The 21,610-nt window shown below is 65.8% G+C and carries 19 protein-coding genes and 1 pseudogene; 7 read left to right on the forward strand and 13 right to left on the reverse strand.

From position 1 onward, the window contains the following. Positions 1-161 precede the first annotated feature (161 nt). The 10 genes from IEY68_RS31145 to IEY68_RS31190 form a co-directional block, all read right to left on the reverse strand. Positions 162-1,793 (reverse strand): ABC transporter substrate-binding protein, encoded by a 1,632-nt coding sequence (locus IEY68_RS31145; RefSeq protein WP_082681618.1) that lies wholly within the window; start codon positions 1,791-1,793, stop codon positions 162-164. A gap of 30 nt (positions 1,794-1,823) precedes the next feature. Continuing rightward, the gene (locus IEY68_RS31150; protein ID WP_058856695.1) at positions 1,824-2,648 is read right to left on the reverse strand and encodes an MBL fold metallo-hydrolase; all 825 of its coding nucleotides are present in this window, start codon (positions 2,646-2,648) and stop codon (positions 1,824-1,826) included. A gap of 2 nt (positions 2,649-2,650) precedes the next feature. After that, a complete protein-coding gene (locus tag IEY68_RS31155) occupies positions 2,651-3,457 on the reverse strand; it encodes an oxygen-binding di-iron domain-containing protein (protein ID WP_324609287.1) in 807 nt (268 codons plus the stop codon). A 710-nt stretch (positions 3,458-4,167) separates the two neighbouring features. Continuing rightward, positions 4,168-4,926, reverse strand: a complete 759-nt coding sequence (locus tag IEY68_RS31160) for an IclR family transcriptional regulator (protein ID WP_229719149.1) — start codon at positions 4,924-4,926, stop codon at positions 4,168-4,170. Positions 4,927-5,544: 618 nt separating this feature from the next. After that, positions 5,545-6,333, reverse strand: a complete 789-nt coding sequence (locus IEY68_RS31165) for an SDR family NAD(P)-dependent oxidoreductase (protein WP_058856698.1) — start codon at positions 6,331-6,333, stop codon at positions 5,545-5,547. Positions 6,334-6,394: 61 nt separating this feature from the next. Beyond that, positions 6,395-7,558 (reverse strand): acyl-CoA dehydrogenase family protein, encoded by a 1,164-nt coding sequence (locus IEY68_RS31170; RefSeq protein ID WP_058856699.1) that lies wholly within the window; start codon positions 7,556-7,558, stop codon positions 6,395-6,397. Further along, on the reverse strand, positions 7,555-8,058 hold the full coding sequence (locus IEY68_RS31175; protein WP_058856700.1) for a MaoC family dehydratase: 504 nt from the start codon (positions 8,056-8,058) through the stop codon (positions 7,555-7,557). The genes IEY68_RS31170 and IEY68_RS31175 overlap by 4 nt, the downstream gene beginning before the upstream one ends. After that, positions 8,055-9,254 (reverse strand): CaiB/BaiF CoA transferase family protein, encoded by a 1,200-nt coding sequence (locus IEY68_RS31180; protein WP_058856701.1) that lies wholly within the window; start codon positions 9,252-9,254, stop codon positions 8,055-8,057. The genes IEY68_RS31175 and IEY68_RS31180 overlap by 4 nt, the downstream gene beginning before the upstream one ends. Further along, positions 9,251-10,639 (reverse strand): MmgE/PrpD family protein, encoded by a 1,389-nt coding sequence (locus IEY68_RS31185; RefSeq protein WP_058856702.1) that lies wholly within the window; start codon positions 10,637-10,639, stop codon positions 9,251-9,253. Before IEY68_RS31185 ends, IEY68_RS31180 begins: the two co-directional genes overlap by 4 nt. After that, on the reverse strand, positions 10,636-11,538 hold the full coding sequence (locus IEY68_RS31190; protein ID WP_229719150.1) for an HpcH/HpaI aldolase/citrate lyase family protein: 903 nt from the start codon (positions 11,536-11,538) through the stop codon (positions 10,636-10,638). The genes IEY68_RS31185 and IEY68_RS31190 overlap by 4 nt, the downstream gene beginning before the upstream one ends. Before the next feature lie 168 nt (positions 11,539-11,706). Between IEY68_RS31190 and IEY68_RS31195 the strand changes: the two genes are divergently transcribed. Continuing rightward, positions 11,707-12,483, forward strand: a complete 777-nt coding sequence (locus tag IEY68_RS31195) for an IclR family transcriptional regulator (protein ID WP_189094591.1) — start codon at positions 11,707-11,709, stop codon at positions 12,481-12,483. 20 nt (positions 12,484-12,503) lie between these two features. On the opposite strand, the gene IEY68_RS31200 is transcribed toward IEY68_RS31195, so the two are convergent. Genes IEY68_RS31200 through IEY68_RS31210 form a run of 3 tightly spaced genes read right to left on the reverse strand, consistent with a single transcriptional unit; the run spans position 12,504 to position 15,530 of the window. Continuing rightward, positions 12,504-13,499, reverse strand: coding sequence for an alpha/beta hydrolase (locus IEY68_RS31200; protein WP_156426390.1), 996 nt, complete (start codon positions 13,497-13,499; stop codon positions 12,504-12,506). A gap of 28 nt (positions 13,500-13,527) precedes the next feature. Further along, on the reverse strand, positions 13,528-14,457 hold the full coding sequence (locus tag IEY68_RS31205; RefSeq protein WP_058856706.1) for an SDR family NAD(P)-dependent oxidoreductase: 930 nt from the start codon (positions 14,455-14,457) through the stop codon (positions 13,528-13,530). Further along, positions 14,454-15,530, reverse strand: a complete 1,077-nt coding sequence (locus IEY68_RS31210; protein ID WP_156426391.1) for a hypothetical protein — start codon at positions 15,528-15,530, stop codon at positions 14,454-14,456. Before IEY68_RS31210 ends, IEY68_RS31205 begins: the two co-directional genes overlap by 4 nt. Positions 15,531-15,741: 211 nt before the next feature. Between IEY68_RS31210 and IEY68_RS31215 the strand changes: the two genes are divergently transcribed. From IEY68_RS31215 to IEY68_RS36545, 6 genes and pseudogenes are all read left to right on the forward strand, one after another. After that, positions 15,742-16,719, forward strand: coding sequence for a cyclase family protein (locus IEY68_RS31215; protein ID WP_229719151.1), 978 nt, complete (start codon positions 15,742-15,744; stop codon positions 16,717-16,719). Positions 16,720-16,857: 138 nt separating this feature from the next. Then, the gene (locus IEY68_RS31220) at positions 16,858-17,973 is read left to right on the forward strand and encodes a thiamine pyrophosphate-dependent enzyme (RefSeq protein WP_156426392.1); all 1,116 of its coding nucleotides are present in this window, start codon (positions 16,858-16,860) and stop codon (positions 17,971-17,973) included. A 1-nt stretch (position 17,974) separates the two neighbouring features. Beyond that, on the forward strand, positions 17,975-18,952 hold the full coding sequence (locus IEY68_RS31225) for an alpha-ketoacid dehydrogenase subunit beta (protein WP_058856708.1): 978 nt from the start codon (positions 17,975-17,977) through the stop codon (positions 18,950-18,952). A 2-nt stretch (positions 18,953-18,954) separates the two neighbouring features. Beyond that, positions 18,955-20,220, forward strand: coding sequence for a dihydrolipoamide acetyltransferase family protein (locus tag IEY68_RS31230; RefSeq protein ID WP_058856709.1), 1,266 nt, complete (start codon positions 18,955-18,957; stop codon positions 20,218-20,220). Positions 20,221-20,231: 11 nt separating this feature from the next. Further along, positions 20,232-21,380 (forward strand): Re/Si-specific NAD(P)(+) transhydrogenase subunit alpha, encoded by a 1,149-nt coding sequence (locus IEY68_RS31235; RefSeq protein ID WP_058856710.1) that lies wholly within the window; start codon positions 20,232-20,234, stop codon positions 21,378-21,380. 143 nt (positions 21,381-21,523) lie between these two features. Then, positions 21,524-21,610, forward strand: a pseudogene (locus IEY68_RS36545) (NAD(P) transhydrogenase subunit alpha); the annotation flags it as partial.

Genomic DNA, 21,610 nt, shown 5'->3' on the forward strand with positions numbered 1-21,610 from the left:
GACGCTCGACGACGCCGCAGAACCCTAGAGACGTCAGAGTCCAGCGTGAATGTGGACTGCGTCCAGTGCGATCTCCATGGCGGCCCGCGGCAGGCTTGCCGCGCCGAATCGGCGGACCGCGGCGCCGATGTGCGGGCCATTGTTCGCCGGGGTCCGGCCGCTCAGCAGGTCACGACTGCCTTGGTGTAGTCAGTTCCGAATGCGGCAGTCGGTACCGACTCCGCGCACCGGCTGCGGACGCTGATCGTGGAACGATCGATCAAATAGATCGCCGGCTGATCCCGATCGATGATCTGCGACAGTCTCTGTTGCTTCTGCGCCGCATCCGCGTTCTGCGAGTTCACCATCAGCTCGGATGCGACCGCATCGAGCTCTGGGTTGCAGTAACCCATGTAGTTCTGGAGGCCGGCGCAGCCCGCCGTCAGCCATGCCGAGTAGCCGGCGTTCGCGAAGGCAGGGGTCTCGGCCTGTAACCACGCCTGCATCTTGTGCGCAAGGCCGTCCGACTTGAACTGCACCGCGGAAGGCACATTGACGATTTCCACCTTCAGGCCCACGTCGGCGAGCTGCTGCTGGATGAGGACCGCGAGGTTGGCGGAGTACGGACCGGGCTGAGCGGCCGACACACTCAGGCGGAATCCGAAATCTTCGGGGACGCCGGCCTTCGTCAACAGCTCACGGGCCTTCACCTTGTCGGTCTCGTAGTTCGATCCTGCCTGCGTCGCGAACGCCTGGGACAGGCCGGACTCGGACGGACGCGCGAAATCGCGGTAGATGGCCTGTGAGATGGCCGTACGGTCGAGGGCGAGTGAAATCGCTGCACGCACCTCGGGCTTTCCGAGCACGGGATCGCTGCCGTTCAATCCCAGCCAGTCTCGCGCGGGCGATTGGCATTGGACCAGACCGACCCCAGTCGACGACTTCAACTGGGCCAGCTGCGAGTAGTCGAGACCGTTGGTCTCGGACACTTGGGCCGACTGGATCAGTTGAATACGGGTCGACGAGTCGGAAACCGTCTTCAATACCACTGAATCGACATTGCCGCGTTCCCCTGCGTAGTTGGGGTTCGGCGAGAATGTCAGCTGCTGAGAATCGAATCCGGTGAGATCCCACGGCCCGAAATTGGCGGTGTGGTCAGTAAGGTACTTCGTTGCCCACGGATCGTCGGCGGTGGCATTCGCCTTCGCAGCGGTGCTGTCGAGAATCAGTGCGGAGTTGCCGGCGAGGACATATGGCGATATGGCCCTGGGCTTCGTGAGATTGAAGGTGAGTTCGGTCGGGCTCTTCACCGTTACCGTGTTCACTCTGTCGAACCCTCCGACGTTGAAGAAAAGCGTCTGCGCGCCTGTGTCGATTGCCTTGGCGCGATCCATTGTCCATACGACATCGGCGGCAGTGAGGACATTGCCCTGCGCACTCTTCACGTCAGGTTTCAGCGTGATGTCGATCCCCATACCGTCACCTGTCACGTGCCACCTCTCGACGAGGGGCGATTCGGCCTCGATCCGGGTGGGGACGCCGGACATACACGACGTGGGCGTCGTTCCGTCCGTCGCCAGTTCGAGCAACCGCGAATGCATCACGTCACCGATGGTTTTCGCCGCCTCACTCGAGTAGAACGCGCGGTCCACACCCTGAAAATCCTGAGGGATGGCGTAGACGAATGTCGCCGACTCGGGTGCATCGCCGGATCCCGATGTGGACGTACCACCACAAGCAGTCGCGAACAGGCCGATCGACATGGCTGACGATACCCACACAAGTGCGCTCCAGCGGCGTCTGTTGATCTTCATGCATTCTCCCGAATTTCTAGCTTCCACGCACTAACGGCGGACGACGCCGGGGCCACTGATACTGATCTGATTTTCTTCGACGACTCCGATCGCACGCTCGGTGATCTCGATCTGCTCCGCACCTGCCTGGGGGGCGCCGTGCGCCGAACAAATCATCGAAACCGGATGCCTTCGAGTGAGATCCCGGAATTGGGATACTCCTCCGGACGTGTCGTGGTACTTCATCCCCACAAAGGGCAACGCGAATCGGAGTATTCCGAATACCACCGCATCGGAAGGTGTTTCACTCGGCAACAGTCCGCAGACATCAGGCGAATGCTCATGGTAGTAGCCGAGACCATCGGCGGAGAACAATGCCTTCACTCCCGTGTCGTACCCCCACATCGTGCCGCTGAGGTCGAACCAGACTGGCGCCAGAGTGATGAATTCGCGGTCGCCCAGATCGAATCGCTGCCCTGCCGCTGATCGCTGCAACCTCACGGTTTCGATCTCCGGAAAGTACAGGTGGTATTCGCGAGTGTCACCGACCACCGTCGCGTTCGGGTAGGCACGCATCAACCGCCCCAGATTGCCCGCGTGCGGAATCTCCTGGTGTGTCGGAAAAACATAGTCGAGTGTTCGACCGTCGAGGGCCTGCTCGAGCTGTTCGTGGAACGACTTCCAGATGGAGAAGTGGCCGGTATCGACGAGGAGTGTCCGCTCCGATCCGATGATCACATAGCACGAGAGATGCTCGTGCCGGACATCTTTGCCGGCCCGCCCCGGCCACGCGCCGCTGTCGGAGCACGCTCCCAGCCAGTGGATTCCCGGTACCACCTCGCGCGGCAGCAGGTTGGACACCGGATATGCCGTCATCGTCACAGGTTCTCCTCTGTTCGTGCAACGAGTGCGGTAAGCGCGTCCCGGGTACGGCGAAACATCTCGGCCACGACGTCGGCACCGCTGATCACGCAACCGTGGACCGGCGCGATCCGGTCCACTCGGTGCGCTGCCACGACCGCGTCGTAGGCTGCGAGCACCTCGTCGCAGTGCGCTCCTGGAATCCAGTTGAAGTGTTGGGGTATCTCCCTGGCGATTTCAGTAGCAGTCGGCAAGAGTGCGATATCGCTACAGACCACGCCGGCATTCTCGTCGTCGGTATGCACCCAACCGAAGAAGTCACTGCTGAAGAGAGTGGCCGACGATTCCTCGTAGGCCCATTGCGTCAGAAACATCTGCTTGACCGGCGCATCGATCCAGTGGAAATGCAGATCTTCACCGAACGTCGTCTCCATCCCGTTCAGAGCGGGCACGATTTCGCGACGGCCGAGGAACGAACTATCTTGCATCTCATCGACGTTCGGGTCGCTGATCCACTCGAGAATGCCGCCGCCGCCGAAGAGCAGCGCGGTGTTCTCCGCGTGGGCAAGAACGGTTCCGAGATTCCCGATGCAGTCCGGCTCGTTGCGCGACGGGAAGACCGAGACGCGCAGCCGAGGCGCCAACTGCCCGAGTGCTTGTTCGACCTGTCGACGAGCCGATCGCACGCCGGTGTCGAGGAACACGGCGTCGCGTTCAGTGACCAACACGTAGCAATTCAGCGGCTCCCACGAATCTGGAGAGTCGGCCGTCCAGGTCAGGTCTCCGGGGTACCGAGATACCGACCCGGTAGAGAAGTCCCGCACTCAATGCGGTTACCGCATCGTCCAGGGATGAAAAAGCCACGTACCGGCCCCTTCTGTTCCAAGAGTTGGAGAAGCAGCCCCTCCGCCGCGGCCTCGTTGATACCCTCGCCGACCACGAATAGGCAGCTACGGCGCTCGACCTCAGCATTGTTACCATATTGTGTGAATAAGAAATTCACTATGTGGAGGACATTAGAGAGGCGGGGTGCTCCCGTCAAGACCGGGAGCCGCTTTCGAGATTTTGTAGCGTGTCGGTTACATGCCGATGCGGCGAGGCCCCCGTAGTACCCCGCCTGGGCCATCGCGTGAGCCGCATGCGGAAGCTCCACGCACACAACAGCAACGCATCGCGCGCCCGACGACCGGGGCTCTGCCCACACGGGCACTACCCGGTCAACTCTTCGGCCGCACCCGCACCGCTCTCGCAGTGAGGCACCGTCCCGCATGGTTCCGGCCGCATAGCGAACGCAGACACAACGAAGAGTCCGGCCCTCGGTCGCTACATCCCGAGTAGATCCAGGACGCAGCCAGAACGTTCGGCCACGACGCTGATCGTCATGTGATCCGAGAGGTCGATGTCCGGACCGCACCGGCCGTCGTGAATCCCGCCCCGGTCCGAGACCCGGATCCGGCAACAGCCTCGTCCTCGATCGAACGCAGCGTTCCAGCCGACGCTCCGCTCACGCGGGCCTGCGAGAATCCTGGTGGAATCAATCGCTCGACGCCCAGTGCCGGTCCACCTCGACAGAAATCTCCTTCGCCGCTTGCCGAATCAGCTCGATCATCCGATCGCGGCAAGCCTGATCCGAACGGAAAATGGGAGCGGCGGTACCGACCGAGGCGATGACGGCACCTTGGGACGTGATCGCCGCCGCGCAACCCCAGATTCCCTCGTCGACCTCCTCGAAGCTCTCGGTCCAGCCCACCGCATGCGCATGATCGAGCACCTCGTCGGTAAGCATCGCGGTACGGGCCGCCGACAGTGTCGCGAGTACCGGTTCCAGGTAGCGCGCACGTTCGGAGGTGGACATCGACGCCAGCAACATGCGCGCGAGCGAACCCGCGTGCAGCGACATCGCCTGACCGCGGTCGAACTGGAGCCGCACCGGGCGCCTAGACTCGACGCGGTCGACGCAATATGCCGCCGCGCCCCCACGCCGCGCGACGAGCACCGTTTCATCGATCTCGTCGCGTACTCGGGTCATCACCGGCAGGGCGATCTCCGCGAGCGGCGCCTGCGCAGCCTCACAAGCCCCGGCCAGGCTCAATACGCGGTCGGTCACGCGATACGCATTCTGGGACGCACTGTCGAGCAAACCCACTTCGCGCAGCAGGGCGACGTACCGATAGGTCGACGTCACCGAGAGATCCAGTTCGGAGGCCAGATCTGTGACCGTCCAGGTCGGACGCTCCTCAGTGAAGCACAGCAAGGCGGATAACAGCTTTCGACTGCTGCCGGCACCACTCACCTTGTTCTGCGGGCTGGGTGCTGCCATGCGGCGACTTCCTCTCCTCCGTAATCGTGTCGACTGCGGAAACACGAGAAGGCTCGATGAAACACCACTCCCCCGATCCCACAATATGCAAGAGCCTACCCATACCGCGGCGGAATTTCCGCCGTCCGGTGGCCTACAACCGCCGACTGCTCATTCGCATTATAGAAATAGAGCAACCATATCATGGGAACCATCACTCTTGGCTGTCGCAGACCTCCCCGCCTCGGCATCCGATGGTCCGCCACAGCCCATTTCTCCTCTTCTCGCGGTTGACCCGAAGGCCGTTGAACGCCGCCGCTGCTGCGACGGACGGGGATGCCTGCATCTCCGGCGGTTCGCAGGGAGAAGCCTGGCAGCGCGTCCACGACGAGCTCCGCGACCGTGCACGCCCGGCCGAGGGCCGCTCACCACTTGCCACGGCCGCGGTCATCGACTCCCCGACCGTGCGAGGTGCCGACGTTGTGCCGGATCCCGGTCGCGGCTACGGCGCCCGCAAGAAAGCCGACAGCCGCAAACGCCACATCGCCGTCGATGTGAACGGTGTGCTGCCAATTCGCAGATATCGGCAGGCCCACGAGCCGGCACCCGACGTCAAGTCCGGCGGTCGTGCGCCACCGCGAGTGCGGAGGTTATCCCCCCGTCCACGGGGATGACATGCCCCGTCATGTATCGAGCGCGTTGCGACGCGAGGAACACCACCAGCCCCGACACATCCTCGGGCGCGCCGAGAAACGGGGTGGAGCTGTTGTGGATATACGCGTCGCGGTAGTCCTGCGGCATGTAGGCATCGACGTTGGGTGTCAAGATCGTCGCGGGGGCGATGGCATTGGCGCGCACGTTCTGTTTGCCGTATTGAACGGCGATGGCCCGGGTCAGTTGGATGACCCCCGCTTTGGAAAGAGCGTAGGCGGTGAGGGCGATATCGCCGGTGAAGCCGGCGACCGACGCCATGTTGATGATGCTGCCGCCGCCCCCGGCGATCATCACGGGAATAACGTATTTGCTGCACAGGAAGGGCGCGATGAGGTTGCCCTGGAGGGTCTGGTGCAAAATCTGCGGGTCGAGCGCGACGACATCCGGGTCGTTTGCGGTCAGTTCGAGTGATGCGGCGTTGTTGTCGAGGATATCGATGCGGCCGTATTCGGCCACCACGGTGTCGACGAGTGCTCTGACCTGATCTTCGTCGCGGACGTCGGTATGCACTGCGCGTGCTGTACCACCGGAGGACCGGACTGCGGCCTCGACCGTTTCCGCGCGTTCCCGGTCGATATCGGCGATGACGACAGTGGCTCCGTTGGCCGCCAGTTCGCGCACGACGGCCTCCCCCATGCCGTTGGCGCCGCCGGTGACGATGGCGACTTTGCCCTCGAACTCTGACATCTTTACTCCTGGTAGTGAATCAGCCCTGATCACGGGCGTGGGAGGTGGCAACCGGCGACGATCAGAAGGATCGCGGCATGCCGAGCACATGTTGCCCGACGAAGGACAGCACGAGATTCGTCGAGACGGGTGCGATCTGGTAGAGCCGCGTTTCGCGAAACTTGCGCTCGATATCGTATTCCTCGGTCATGCCGTAGCCGCCGTGGAACTGGATCGCCGCGTTCGCGGCCTCCCAGGAGGCCTCGGAGGCGAGCAGCTTCGCCATATTCGCCTCGGCACCGCACGGCAGGGCCGCGTCGAACAGGTCGGCGGCACGCCAGCGCATCAGGTTCGCGGCCTCGATATTGATATGAGCACGGGCGATCGGGAACTGCACACCTTGGTTGGCACCGATGGGCCGCCCGAACACCACCCGTTCCGTGACGTAGTTGCGGGTGCGATCGACGAACCACCGTCCGTCGCCGATGCATTCGGAGGCGACCAGGATGCGTTCGGCGTTCATACCGTCGAGGATGTAGGTGAAACCGCGGCCCTCCTCCCCGATCAACGTCGAGGCCGGAACCCGCACACTGTCGAAGAAGACTTCGTTGGTCTCGTGATTGACCATGGTGCGAATCGGCCGGACTGTGATGCCGTCGAGTTCACGCAGGTCCAGCAGGAAGACCGAGAGACCATCGGAGCGTTTGCGCACCTGGTCTTTCGGCGTCGTTCGGGCGAGCAGCAGCATCAGATCGCTGTGCTGGACACGGGAGATGAAGACTTTTTGGCCGTTGATCACATAGGAATCGCCGTCGCGCACGGCGGTGGTAGAGATATTCGAGGTATCGGTGCCCGCGGTCGGCTCGGTGATGGCGAATGCCTGCAGCCGGAGGTCGCCGGAGGCGATTCCGGGCAGGTATGCGCTCTTCTGCTCCGCGTTGCCGTGCCGCAGTACGGCACCCATGGTGTACAGCTGGGCGTGTACCGGACCCGCGTTGGCGCCGTTGGCGTTGATCTGTTCGAGGATCACCGACGCGTCGCCCATGCCGAGTCCGAGGCCGCCGTACTCTTCTGGGACGAGGGCGCCGAGGCAACCGGTGGCGGTGAGCGCCTCGACGAACTTCTCCGGATACCTGCGGTCGCGGTCGAGTTCGCGCCAGTATTCGTCGGGGAAATCGGCACAGATGCGGTCGACGGCGCTGCGCAGATCTTTGCGCAGATCGGATTCGAAGAGTTGGCTACTCATGCGGAGATCCCTTTCAGGGGCGCGTGGCGGGGGCCGTGTCCGCGCTTGTACACCAGGACGCTGCGTTCGTAGGAGATCACGGTCTCCGCACGCTGGTTGTACCCCTCGGTCGATACGGTGATCAGTCCCAGCTGCGGTCGCGATGCTGATTCCCGAGCCGCCAGCACGGTGCTGCGGGATCGGATGGTGTCGCCGGCGAAAACGGGTTTCGGCAGCACGATGTTGTTCCAGCCGACGTTGGCGAACACGTTCTGCGATACGTCGCCGACGCTCTGCCCCGCCACCAGCGCCAATGTGAGAGTGGCAACCACCAGTGGTTTACCGAATTCGGTCGCCGCCGCGTATTCGTGATCGAAGTGGATCGGGGCGGTGTTCTGGGTCAGCAGGGTGAACCAGGTGTTGTCGGTGTCGGTGACAGTGCGGCCGAGCGGGTGCTCGTAGACGTCTCCGACGACGAAGTCCTCGTAGTAGCGGCCGTGCCAGCCGTGATGGGTGGTCATATCAGCTCTTTTCTCTCCCCGACCACGACATCGGACGCGGTGATCGCGGGATCCTCGCAGCCGAGCCAGGTCAGGATGCTGTCGGTGTGTTCGCCGAGTGCGGGAACGTCACCGAAATCGGGAACGTGCCCCTGCGGAAACCACGGTGGTCGCAGCGTATGCAGTTGGCCGACTTCGCTGCCGGTGCGCGCCCAGCGGTCGCGACCGACGATCTGCTCGTGGGTGTGCAGCTGATCGATGGTGTTGATGCGGGCGAACGCGATGCCCGCGGCGATCAGGCGACTCTCCACGATGGCGTGGTCGAGCCGGGCGATCTCTTCGGTGATCAGCCGATCCAGCGCAGCACGGTTGTCGACCCGGGCTTCGTGCGAGCCGAAGCGTGGGTCCTCGGCGCAGTCCGGTCGACAGATTACCTGCGCACAGAACCGATTCCACTCCCTGTCGTTCTGTACAGCGAGAAGAATCCGCGTCCCTTCGGCAGTCTCGAACCCCCCGTACGGGGCGATGGTGGCGTGGCTCGTACCCATTCGGCGCGGTGCGGTGCCACCGAACTGGGTGTAGTACATCGGGTAGCTGAGCCATTCGGTGAGCGAATCGAACAGCGAGATATCGACCGGCAGCGCCTCCCCGGTCCGCGACCGGTGGTGGACGGCGGCCAGCACGCTGGAGTAGGTGTACATGCCGGCGGCGATATCGGCGATCGAGATACCGACCTTCGCGAGGTTCTCCTCGTCTCCGTTGAGCGACATCAACCCGGTCTCCCCTTGGACCAGCAGGTCGTATGCCTTCGCATCGGCCATCGGGCCGGTCGTGCCGTAGCCGCACACCGACCCGCAGATCAGATCCGGGTACCGGGACGAAAGCGTCACCGAGTCGATGCCCTGCCGGCGCGCGGCGCCGGGCGAGATGTTGTGCAGGAACACGTCGGCACGGCGCAGCAGCGCGTCGAGAATCTTTTGTCCGTGCTCGGATTTGGTGTCGAGTTCGAGCGATTCCTTGCCGCGGTTGAGCCAGAGGAAGGCGCTCGACAGGCCCTTGACCTTCGCGTCGTAGCCACGCGCGAAATCACCGGTTCCCGGCCGTTCGATCTTGATCACCCGGGCACCGAGATCGGCCAGCTGGCGGGTGGCAAACGGTACGGCGACCGCTTGCTCCATGGCGACCACCAGGGTGCCCGACAGCGGTAGCGTCGTCATCGCGCGGCCCCCGCCGCCGAATCCGACAGCGTAGCAACCGTATCAACCAGTTCGGTGACGGAACGGACCGCGCTCAGATCACGTAGCGTGCGGTACACCCGGTCGACGGTGGCGCTATCCGCGCCGCGGACACAATCGTCGAATTTGGCGCGCAATGCGGTCTCCGCGACAGGTCGCGACGCATGCCCGAGTGGCCGATCGGTCCGGGTCGTACGGCAGCTGCCGTCGATGTAGCGGACGGTCACCGCCGCGAACGGCTCGCCCCCGCGGGGTGGACCGATGGGTGGATCGGCTGCCATCGTGACTTCTACCCTTCTAAGTAGTTGCTGTACAGGGGCTTCGGCGACGCGCCGGTCGTCGAAGGTGGAGAGCGTGAGGCGGCCGTCGAGCAGTGCGGCGGCGACGACGAACTCCATGCTGAATTTGGCCTGGTCGCCGGTGGTGGGCCGGTGATGGACCAGGGGGGCCAACCCGCCCGGCTGCACCACGACCTCGATATCGGTAATGTCCGCCGCGGATCGTCCGGCCTGCTCGATGGCGGCTTCGGCGGCGGCGTGCGTGTAGTAGCAGCAGGGAAACAGCTTGGTGTTCAGCGCGGCGGTGTCCAGCTCGAGGTCATCGAGGTCTCCACGCTCTGGTGCGCCGTGGTGCAGAGTAAGGAATCCCAATGGGCCGTCCAGCATGTCGGAATCGGCTCTGGTTCCGCGGGCGGCCAGTTGCACCGCGAGCAGGCCGTTGGCCCCCGCGATGCCCGCGTGCAGTGGTTTGATCATGCTGCCGAAGCCCTGGCGGCTTCCCGCCGCCAGCGTGGCGGCAATACCGAACGCGTTGCGCGCGGTATCGGCGGGCAGCTGCCAGAGCCGCGCGATCGCACCGGCTGCGGCGATCGTGCCGATTGTCGAGGTGGAATGCCATCCGGCCTCGTAGTGGTCGCGGATGCCGATCACCGCCGCGATCAGCCTGCTCACCCGGATACCGGACCGGTAGGCGACGATCAACGCATTCCCGTCGAGGGGCGGGCCCGCGATATCGCTGGGGCGGGCGACTCCCGCGGCCAAGAGAGCGGGAACGAGTACCGCACTCGGATGTGCGATCACCGCGTCGTCGACGTCGTCGTAATCCAGTGCATGCGCGGCGGTACCGTCGACGAGCGCGGCGGACCGGGCGTTCATCGCCCTGCCGGTGGCAAGGCTGCGGGCGCGGCCGTCGAGTTCTTCGATCGACCCGGCGACCGCAGCGACCACACTCATCCGCGCACCCGCGCACAAGACCGCCATGGTGTCGGCGAAAACGCGGCCGGCCAGATCCGCCCACTCGGGCGGCGCCGACTCTGTGCCGGTGACCAATCGCAGGCAGCGCTCGGTCGTCGTCACGGTCGCTGTCACGACGCGGCCGCCGTCCGGTGTGCGCGCGACAGGATGCGGCGCGCCCGCTCGGCGACCGGCGGATCGATGAACGTGCCGTCGCTCAGACGCGCGACGCCCACTCCGTGGCTCACCGCCGCTGTATAAACGGAGTCGACCTCGTTCGCCCAGGAGATCTCTGCCCGGGTCGGGGCGAACCCTGTGGTGAGCACCGGCAGCTGGCGAGGGTGGATAGCGACCTTGCCCCCGAAACCGAGGTTGCGGGCGTGGCGCGTGGCCTCGGCAAGTCCGAGGTAGTCGTCCAGTCCCGTCCAGGGACCGTCGAGCGGTGCGGCGATTCGGGCAGCGGCGCAGGCCAGGACCACGGTCGAGCGAGCGGTGACCAGTTCGGTACCCGCCGCGGTGGCCGTGATACCGAGCTCGGCGGACAGATCGACGGGACCGAACAAAAGGGTGTGCACCAGCGGGCTCGCCGCGGCGATCTCATACGCGGCGTGCACGCCGCGAGCGGTTTCCACGGTGGGAACGAGCGCCGGGACACATCCGCTGGCCCCGCTCAGTTCCGCGGCCACATCCCGGACGGTCGCCACACTCTCGACTTTCGGCAGGACGACACCGGCGACCCGGGACAGCACCGGGCGCAGTGCCGCGAGGTCGGCGGCGAGCAAATCCCGATCGGTACTCGCGTTCACCCGCACCAGAACGGCGACGGCGTCCGCGACGGTCACTTGGCTCAGCGCGGCCCGGGCGGCGTCCTTCCGCGTCGGCGCCACGGCGTCCTCGAGGTCGATAACAATCGCGCGCGCGCCTCGTTCACATGCCTTCCGGATCCGGTCGGGGCGGTCCCCTGGCACGAAAAGTGGAGCGGTCAGATCGCGACCCGCCAAGCTTTCGTTCCGTTCTGCGGCACATTGTTCCACAATGCCCATCATGAGCCCGGATGTGGCGTCGTGTCAACGGGAGATACCCACCCATTCGTCCCAATTCGGGGTAAGTCGTTCCACTGAACGGCACAAAGTGCCGATTTGGCTGTATCTTGTCCCTGGGCCCGGAAAGGCCGTTGGTGCCGCGCAGAGTTGGAGGATTCGGTGACAGGACAGAACGAGCAGGGCTCCGGGGCGATCCAGAGCGTCCTGAACGCACTGCGAATACTCGAGCACATCGGAACACTGCAGCCCGTAGGAGTGTCCGAACTGTCCCGTCAGGTCGGCCTGCCCAAGTCCTCGGTGCAGCGCGCGGTCACGACCCTCGACCACGCCGGCTGGATTCGTCCAGCCGAGGGCGATCGGACTCAATGGCAGCTGACCTCGGCAATGCTCGGAATCTCGCTGAAGGCATTCGGCGAATACTCCCTGCGCGACTACGCCGAGACCGCCATGCAGGAACTGCAACGGCGCACCAACGAAACCGTGCACCTGGTCTCCCTCGACGGCGACTCCGGACTGGTGCTGCACCGATTGGACAGCTCCCAGCCCGTCCGCGCCTTCGTCCCGGTGGGCACTCGATCACCGTTACACGCGACCGCCAGCGGGCAGGCGATGCTCGCCTCGCTGCCGCCGGAACGCGCGCGATGGCTCCTGTCGGAGTCGTTGACGACCTACACCGAGAACACGGTGGTGGATATCGAGTCGCTGCTGAACCGGCTCGACGAGGTACGCGCACGCGGCTACGCCATCAATCGCGCGGAATGGCGGGCCGAGGTGGGCTCGATCTCCAGTCCCATCCTCTCGGTCGACGGCACCGCGGTGGCAGCGCTGACCATCTCCATCCCACTGAACCGCATGTCCGACGACATCATCGAGAAATTCGGCGCTTGGGCCAGCGAACTCGCCCGTTCACTGGGGCCGGTCACCACCTTCCGCTGACAGAAACCCGCGATGACCGGTCAGCGGACCTGTTCGCGAATCCAGCGGCCGATCTCGTGCAACGCATGGCCGGTATCGACGCCGATATGCCCGAGTCCGAGGAAACCATGGATCTGCCCGTCGTAACGGCGGCACACGACGGGCACCCCGGCCGAGCGAAGGCGTTGCGCGAACGCCTCACCGTCGTCACGGAGGACGTCGAATTCGGCAGTGAAGATCAGGGTCGGCGGCAACCCGGTGAGATCGTCGGCGAACAACGGCGACAACCGCGGATCACGGGGGTCGGCTTCTTGCCGATACATCTGCCAGTAGAATCGCATCTCCCGGGCGGAGAGCATGTACCCGGACGCGTTGTCGCGGAACGAAGCCGACGTGGTGGTGGCATCCAGCGGCGGATACACGAGCACCTGACCCCGCGGTGTCGCCCAGCCGTGCCGCACGGCATCGAGCGCCACCACGGCCGCCAGATTGCCGCCCGAACTCGCGCCCGCCAGAATCATCCGATCCGGATCACCGCCGAGCGACGCCGCGAGCGTGGTCAATTCCCGCACCACCGTGACGCACTCGCGGACCGGTCCGGGGAAGGGATGTTCGGGCGCCAGACCGTAGTCGACGCTGATCACGAGGGCCCGGCCGGCGTTGGCCAGGGCCCGGCACGCGTAGTCCTGCGTATCCAGATCCCCGAAGACCCACCCACCGCCGTGGAAGAACACCACGATCGGCAACTGCTCCCCGGCGACCGGCCGGTACAGCCGCACCGGTGTGCCGCCGATACCGAAGTCACGCACCTCCATAATCGGTAACGGCGGCGGGCCGCTGATAGGACTGTCCCGCAGATCCGAGACGATCGCCCGGGCCCGGTCGGGATCCCACGGCTCGGCGAACATCGACTCACGACCCCGGGCGGCGGGCAGGCTCAACAGCGCCGCAACTTCCGGGTTGACCAGGCCGATATCGTGCACACCGCGCGTATTCGCCGCTGGCGCGGCCCCGGCGTCGCTCACTTCAGTAGACAAGGCATCCTCTTCTTTCCTCCGTACCCGATCAGCGCGCGGTCGCGTCGTCTACCGCGAACGGGGAGACAGCCGAGGGGTCGGCGAGTGGCAGATCGTCGACCATGAAATCGGCGATGGCACGCGGCTCCTGCCCGAACAGCCGGTCTACCGCCACGCCGACGTCCGGCGGCTCGCCCGCGAAGTCGAACTCCACCGGTTCACCGACCTGCCATGTCCGGACGAGGCGCACTCGCGGTCCGTGCACAATGAACACTTGGCCACTGATGCCGGCCGCCTGCGGGCCGGCCAGGAATGCGACGAACCGCCCGATATGCTCCGGCGACCATTCCTCCAGCGCCGACTGCGCGAACTCGCCGACCCCGTCGCGCATCATTTTCGTATAAGCGCGCGGCGCCAGGGCGTTGACCTGCACACCGTGCGGTTTCAGCTCGCGGGCCAATGTCTGGGCCATGACGGTGACGCCCGCTTTCGCGGCGGCGTACGCGGTTTGTCCCGGGTTGGCCAGCAGCGCGGCCCGCGAACTGGTCAGCACCAGGTTGCGGCGACCACCTCGCGGCAACGGGGTGTCGCGCCAATGGATCGCGGCCGCGCGGCTCAGCCGAAACGTGCCGCCCAGCGTCACCTCCACGACGCCGGCCCAATCGCGGTCGGATTGATCGAAGATCATCCCGGTGCACAGCGCTGCGGCGTTGCTCACGACGGTATCGAGTTCGGCGCCGTCCGAGGTGGCCGCCGCGATGAGGGATTCCGAGGTTTCGGACGCGGCGATATCACCTGCGACGGGGACCGCGCGGTCCGGGCCGCCGAGAGCGGCGGCCGTGCGAGCGAGCAGATCGGCATCGATATCGTTGAGGACGACCCGGCGGCCGGTGGCGACCAAATGCTTCGCCTCGGCGGCACCGATTCCCTGCGCGGCCCCTGTGACGATGGCAGTGCGCCGCCGCGGTTGCGTGGTCATGATTCGGTCCTTCCCTGGTTGCAGTGCCGGTAGGTGCTGAGCGCGACGAGCATCGTCGCCACCCACAGCACGTGTTCGGCGGTCTTCTCGACGGCATGCCACTCCTGCGGGTCCGGACGCAGGAACGTGCGCGGCGCCCACGACCCGTCCGCGCGTTGCGCGTCGCGGTACCAGGCGGTCATCCGCAGGAGGTGCCGGACGAGCGCGTCGCCGGGGGCGTTGTCCAGAACCATGGCGGCGCCGAAGCCGAGCTTGCACACCCCGGTGGATTCGGTGAAGTCGTAGAGCGCATCGGTCGCCCCGTCATACAGGCCGAGTAGCGACCGGGCGGTCTCGGTCGCGGCCCGGTTCCCGCTACTCGCCGCGTACCGGGCCAGGAAGGCCGCACCGATACCCGGGTTGTGAAAAGCCTGGCGCGGCAACGCGAAATCGACGACGAGGTTGTAGCGTTGCGCGTCGGGCACGTCGGTGATCAATCCGCCCGCGCTCTGCCCCACATAGAAGCGCCGTGGCAATTCCGGTTGCGCGGCCAGCAGTGTCTCGAACCAGCCGAAGACGCGATCGGCGGTCTCCGCGCGCCCCATGGTGAGCGCGGTCAAGCCGAGTTGGGCGGTCGGGAACAGCAACTGCCTGGCGTCGGTGCGGATTTCGGGACGCTCCCAGTAGGCGCCGCCGGTCACCGGATCCTGGAAAGTGTCCACGGTGTCGGCCACCGCTCGTGCGGTGTCGTATCGCTCCAGCACCCAGGCCCCGTGGGCGATGATGCTGAGCGGATAGGAGGCCGCCACCGTCGTCCACGACGCGCGGGCGGGGCCGGGACGCAGATCACCGGTCTCGGTCAGTACCGAGCGTTCGATCCAATCGAGTACCCGCGCGGCTTCCTCGCGCCGGCCGACGTGCGCGAGCGTCCACGGCAACCGGTAATAGCCGTTGTGCCGATCGGCGTAGACGGGCTCACCGTTGTCCGCGATTCGCTCCAACAGATAGGCAACGCCTCGGTCACGCATCCTTCGCAGCTCGCCGAGCGCCTCGTCGATCCGCGCGTTGTCTGCCGTGGACATGGTCGCGGTCACACCCACCCTCCCTCTTGTCTCGTTCTACAGCACGCCGTGCCGCCAATGGCCGCGACTATTCTCGCGTCGCGCCGGACTGTCAACCATGCGAGAAGGCTGGCAATCAGCAACACTCCGCGTTATTGTCTCACCCAACGGCACGCCGTGCCGGAAATTTGGAACGATCGCGGTACCGCGGATTCCGCGGTATGCCGGAAAGGAGGCGGCTGTCGTGCAGCCCGGAGACGCACACCTGCATCGCCACCACCACGATCGCGCTTCGGTGGAACGGTTCGCTCTCCGATATCGGACTTGGAACCGGTGGGGAGAAGGCGATGAACTCGGCGCGGCCAATCGCGTCACGCCGGAGCGGATCGCCGCGGCGGCGCGCGCGGTCCGTCGCGGTGCCGTGTTCTCGCTCGCACTGCCGCTCGATCGGCTCGGCCCCATGCGTGGCGGCGGCCCCCGGGTCAACCCCCAGCACGTGATGCTGCGGACGCCGCACGATCCGATCCCCGGACGTGACGACGATGGATTACAACGCGCCGCCGACGACGCCGTCTATATGCCGCTGCAGTGTTCGACCCAGTGGGACGCTTTCTGCCATATCTTCTACGACGGCGTGACCTACGGCGGTGCGCCCGCCGACAGCATCACCACCCTCGACGGCGCGGCGCGCAACAGCATCACCAATCTGGGTGAGCGCGCCCTCGGCCGCGGAGTACTCCTCGACCTCGCGCGCCATCGCGGTGCGCAGACGCTCCTACCCGGGGAAGCGATCCAGGCCGAGGACCTCGCCGCATGCGCCGAGAAGCAGGGCGTCGAGGTCGGCGCGGGGGATTTCCTCCTGGTCCGCACCGGACATCTGGAAAGCCGCCGGACAACGGGCGACTGGGCGGATTTCGCCGGCGGCCCGGCACCCGGTCTCGGCGTCGGCGCCGCGGAATTCCTGTGTGAGCGCGGTGTCACGGCGGTCGCCTCCGATACCTGGGGGCTCGAAGCGATTCCGTTCGAAACCCCCGATCTCATGTCACCGCTGCATGTCATCCTGCTGGTAAACGCAGGTATCTACATCGGAGAGATGTGGGACCTCGAGGCGCTGGCGGCCGACTGCGCCGACGACGGCGTCTACGAGTTCTTTCTCATCGCGCAACCGCTGATGGTGACGGGCGCGACCGGCACACCACTGAATCCGCTGGCCATCAAATAGCGGTCGGCAACCCAACCGAATATCGCTTCGCGCGGCGCTCGAGTGCACCCACCCGACCGCCGCGCACTGTTTCCGCCCTACCGCCACCACCCCTGGCGGCCAGGGTGCCATCCGCCGACAGGCAGAAGGAGAATCATCATGACCACCGCGGTCTCGGATACCGGCCCCCGGCTTGTACCCCGCACGGACGCGCACCCTGCGCCGATGACCCAGTTCATCACCCCCGAGGGCATCCTGACCCCACCGGGCCGGGCACACGGTGTGCGCCCCGGCCTCGCCGAGAGTCTGTACCGGGACATGCGACTGGCCCGGCGCCTCGACTCCGAAGCACTCGCGTTACAGCGGCAAGGCGAGCTGAACCTGTGGCTCATGAGCTGGGGCCAGGAGGCAGCTCAGGTGGGTTCCGTTCGCGCCCTGCGTGATTCGGATATGGTCTTCCCCAGCTATCGCGAGCACGCGGCCGCCATGTGCCGGGGGATCGCCCCCGGCGAACTCCTGTCGCAGTGGCGCGGAGCGTCGCACGCGGGCTGGGATCCGGCGGTCGCCCGGTTCCATATCTACTCGCTGGTACTAGGTACACAGACGCTACATGCGACCGGTTTCGCCGCGGGCGCGGCACTGGAGGGTACCGACGAGGTCGTCCTGGTGTACTTCGGTGACGGCGCGGCCAGCCAGGGCGACGTCAACGAGGCATTCAACTGGGCGGCCGCGAGTGATCTCCCAGTGCTCTTCTTCTGCCAGAACAACCAGTGGGCGATCTCGACGCCGACCTCCATCCAGATGGGCGCCGCACTGCACCGGCGCGCCGAAGGCTTCGGCCTGCGGACCTACCATGTCGACGGTAACGACGTACTGGCCGTACACGCCGTTACCAGCGAAGCCGCCGAGCACATCCGCGCCGGTGGCGGCCCGGTTCTCATCGAAGCGCAGACCTACCGGCGCGGCGGGCACAGCTCCTCCGACGATCCCGGACGCTACCGCGGCGAGCACGAGTCCGCGCTGTGGGAGTCACGCGATCCGCTGACCCGCGTACACACCCTCCTGGACAGTCTCGGCACCGATGCGGCCTTCTTCGCCGGGGTCGACACCGATTGCGACACCCTCGGTGCGACGGTGCGCGACGCTTGTCGCGCGATCCCGGACCCGCGACTCGACCACGTGTTCGAAGCCACCTACGCCGCCCCACATTCGCTGCTGGACCGCGAATACCAGGAGTACCTGACACGCGAGCGGTTCATGAGCGCGGAGGCCTGAGATGTCGACAATGAGCCTGGCCGGTGCGATCAACGCCGGCCTACGCGACGAACTGGCCGCCGACGAGCAGGTATTGCTCATGGGTGAGGATATCGGGACGCTCGGTGGCGTATTCCGGGTCACCGACGGATTACAACAGCGATTCGGCAGCCGACGAGTAATGGACACCCCACTCGCGGAATCCGGCATCGTCGGCACCGCGATCGGGCTGGCGCTGCGCGGGTATCGCCCGGTCTGCGAGATCCAGTTCGACGGATTCGTCTATCCCGCGTTCGATCAGATCGTCAGCCAGCTCGCCAAGATGCGCGCCCGCTCAGGTGGCCGGCTCGCGCTGCCCGTGGTCATTCGTATTCCCGTCGGCGGCGGCATCGGGGCCGTCGAACACCACAGCGAGTCCAACGAAGCGTATTTCGCGCACACCGCCGGACTGAGGGTGGTGGCGTGCTCCGACGCGCACGACGCCTACCACCTGATCCGGCAGGCGATCCGCAGCGACGACCCGGTCATCTTCTACGAACCCAAGCGCCACTACTGGCACAAATCCGAGGTGCGCGACGACCCCGGCGCACCCCTGGGCAGCGCATGTGTACGCCGCACCGGCACCGACTGCACACTCGTCGCCTACGGGCCGACCGTCGCCACCGCGATGGCGGCCGCCGACGCCGCCGCCGAGGACGGCTACTCGGTAGGCGTTGTCGACCTGCGCAGTCTCGCACCGCTGGATCTGCCCACGCTGCAGACCGAGGCACGACGCACCGGGCGGGTGGTGGTGGTGCACGAGGCCTCCACGTTCATGGGTATGGGCGCCGAGATCGCCGCGGCCATCTCGGAAACCTGTTTCACCGTTCTGCACGCACCGGTCCTGCGGGTCGGCGCCTACAACCTGCCCTACCCACCGGCTCGCGTCGAAGACCGTTTCCTGCCGGATATCGACCGGGTTCTCGAAGCCCTCGACCGAGCCCTGTTCTTCCAGGAGTAGCCGTGGCTGTCACTACAAAATTCAAACTTCCCGATGTCGGTGAGGGACTCACTGAGGCGGAGCTGCTGAGCTGGTCGGTCCAGGTCGGCGACACCGTGGAGATCAACCAGGTCCTGTGTGAGATCGAAACAGCGAAATCCGCCGTCGAACTGCCGTCGCCGGTCGCCGGAACCGTCGAAGCACTGCACGTCGAGGAAGGACAGACCGTCGAAGTCGGCACCGTGCTGATCAGTTTCCGCCAGCGCTGGACGCCGACTTCCGAGGTGCAGACAGGTACCTGGCCCCCCGAACCCGGCGCCTTGCCGGATCCCACCGAGCCGACCGAGGACCGCACCGGGACACCGGATTCCCGGCCCCGGGACCCGGCCCCGGGACCCGGGTCTCTCCCCCAGCCGGTCGCCGACGAACCCGAAGTAAAGATTCTGGTCGGCACCGCTCCCAGCAAGCTCGCCGCTCGCCGCAGACACTTGCGGCCACGCGGTGAAATGCCGACCCCGCCCCTACGGAGGGCCGTCGGGCCGCACGGCGCGGATGTTCCCGCGATCTACCCGACTCCACAGGCCACCGAGACCCGGGTACCGATCAAGGGCGTACGAAAAGCGGTCGCCGCCGCGATGACGGCTTCCGCCTTCACCGCGCCGCACGCCACCGAGTGGCTGACCGTAGATGTCACCGAGACCATGCGGCTGGTGCGACTGCTCAAAAGCGATCCACGCTGGGAAGGCATTCGGGTCAACCCGATGTTGTTCGTGGCGAAAGCGCTGCTACTGGCAGTCGAACGCCATCCTGTCGTCAACGCGCAATGGGACGAGCCGAATCAGGAAATCGTCCTGCGGGACTATGTGAACCTCGGCATCGCGGCCGCGACACCCCGTGGACTCATCGTGCCCAATATCAAGAGCGCGCAGGCACTCGGATTCACCGATCTGGCTCGCGCCATCGATGAATTGGTGGACGTGGCCCGAGCCGGGAAAACCACACCGGCGCAGATGTCACGCGGCACCATCACGATCACCAATATCGGTGCCCTCGGGGTGGACGCGGGTATTCCCATCCTCAACCCGGGCGAGGCCGCGATCCTCGCCCTCGGCGCCATCCGCGCGACCCCGTGGGTCGTCGACGACGAAATAGTCGTGCGCCAGGTCGCCCAATTGACGCTGTCGTTCGATCATCGCCTCGTCGACGGCGAACTCGCCGCACAGGTCCTTTGCGATATCGCTTCGGTGCTCGCTCATCCCGTGCAGTCGCTCCTGCACACCTCGGCATAGGAGGCCGGAACGTGGGACGAACTCATAACGAACAATCCGAGGGATTTCCGGGCGGCGCGACCGTCGGTGTGGTCAAGGAGAGTGCGGACGACGAGCGGCGAGTGGCCCTGGTGCCCAAGCTTATTCCGTCGCTGCTCGCCGCCGGCCTCGATATCGTCGTCGAGGCCGGCGCAGGCGCGGGAGCGTTGATCCCGGATTCGGCCTACGTCGAAGCCGGCGCGCGCGTCGGCGACCCGTGGTCGGCGGAGATCGTGGTCAAGGTGGCCCCGCCGAGCGATGCCGAGATGGCCCAGCTGTCGGCAGGGCAGACACTGATCGGGTTCCTCGCGCCGCGCACTGCCGATAATCGGATCGAGGCATTGCAACGCGCTGGTGTACAGGCGTTCGCGGTGGAGTCGATTCCGCGTATCTCGCGCGCCCAGGTGATGGACGCGCTGTCCTCGCAGGCCAATGTCGCCGGCTACAAGGCGGTGTTACTGGCGGCGTCGGAGTCGACGCGGTTCTTCCCGATGTTGACCACGGCGGCGGGCACGGTAAAGCCGGCTACCGTGCTGGTGCTCGGGGTCGGTGTGGCGGGTTTGCAGGCGCTGGCCACGGCCAAGCGGCTCGGGGGTCGGACCACCGGGTACGACGTGCGACCCGAAGTGGCCGATCAAGTGCGCTCGGTCGGGGCGCAATGGCTGGATCTGGGTATCGATGCCGCAGGTGCGGGCGGGTATGCCCGCGAGCTGACCGATGCGGAGAAGGACGAGCAGCAGCGGGCCCTCGAAGAGGCGATCAAGGGCTTCGACGTAGTCATCACGACCGCGCTGGTGCCGGGTCGCCCCGCCCCTCGCCTGGTCACCGATGCCGCGGTGCGGGGGATGAAGCCGGGCAGCGTGATCGTGGACCTGGCCGGGGAGACCGGTGGTAACTGTGAACTGACCGAACCCGGCCAGAATGTGGTCAAGCACGATGTGACGATCTGTTCGCCGCTGAACCTGCCCGCGACGATGCCCGAGCACGCCAGCGAGCTGTACGCCAAGAACATCGCCGCCCTGCTCGAGTTGATCGTCGACGCAAACGGCTGCCTGGCAATTGATTTCGACGACGCCATTATCGACGGCGCATGTGTGAGCCGTGTAGCCGGCGCACCCGGTACGGAGGTGAGCGCGCCATGAGCCACGGAACCGGCATTCTTCCCGGCGCACTGGGAAGTCTGAACACCACTTTGTTTCTCATCGCGGGCGCCGAGGTATCGCCGATCCGCTCGCGTGACCCGGAGAGAGAATTCGCCGGTGCGCCGGCGCGGAGGTACTCCTAGATGTATTCCGAATTGTTGGCCAATATCGCGATTCTGGTGCTGTCCGGTTTCGTGGGTTTCGCGGTGATCTCCAAGGTTCCCAACACC

The organism is Nocardia jinanensis (assembly GCF_014645735.1).
GTDB classification, from domain to species: domain Bacteria; phylum Actinomycetota; class Actinomycetes; order Mycobacteriales; family Mycobacteriaceae; genus Nocardia; species Nocardia jinanensis.

Bases quoted from the DNA above. Each gene is read 5' to 3' on its own strand.
- IEY68_RS31165 (WP_058856698.1), bottom strand. From the start codon at position 6,333: ATGTCAGAGTTCGAGGGCAAAGTCGCCATCGTCACCGGCGGCGCCAAC.
- IEY68_RS31145 (WP_082681618.1), bottom strand. From the start codon at position 1,793: ATGAAGATCAACAGACGCCGCTGGAGCGCACTTGTGTGGGTATCGTCA.
- IEY68_RS31175 (WP_058856700.1), bottom strand. From the start codon at position 8,058: ATGACCACCCATCACGGCTGGCACGGCCGCTACTACGAGGACTTCGTC.
- IEY68_RS31220 (WP_156426392.1), top strand. From the start codon at position 16,858: ATGACCACCGCGGTCTCGGATACCGGCCCCCGGCTTGTACCCCGCACG.
- IEY68_RS31205 (WP_058856706.1), bottom strand. From the start codon at position 14,457: ATGACCACGCAACCGCGGCGGCGCACTGCCATCGTCACAGGGGCCGCG.
- IEY68_RS31180 (WP_058856701.1), bottom strand. From the start codon at position 9,254: ATGACGACGCTACCGCTGTCGGGCACCCTGGTGGTCGCCATGGAGCAA.
- IEY68_RS31170 (WP_058856699.1), bottom strand. From the start codon at position 7,558: ATGAGTAGCCAACTCTTCGAATCCGATCTGCGCAAAGATCTGCGCAGC.
- IEY68_RS31150 (WP_058856695.1), bottom strand. From the start codon at position 2,648: ATGACGGCATATCCGGTGTCCAACCTGCTGCCGCGCGAGGTGGTACCG.
- IEY68_RS31225 (WP_058856708.1), top strand. From the start codon at position 17,975: ATGTCGACAATGAGCCTGGCCGGTGCGATCAACGCCGGCCTACGCGAC.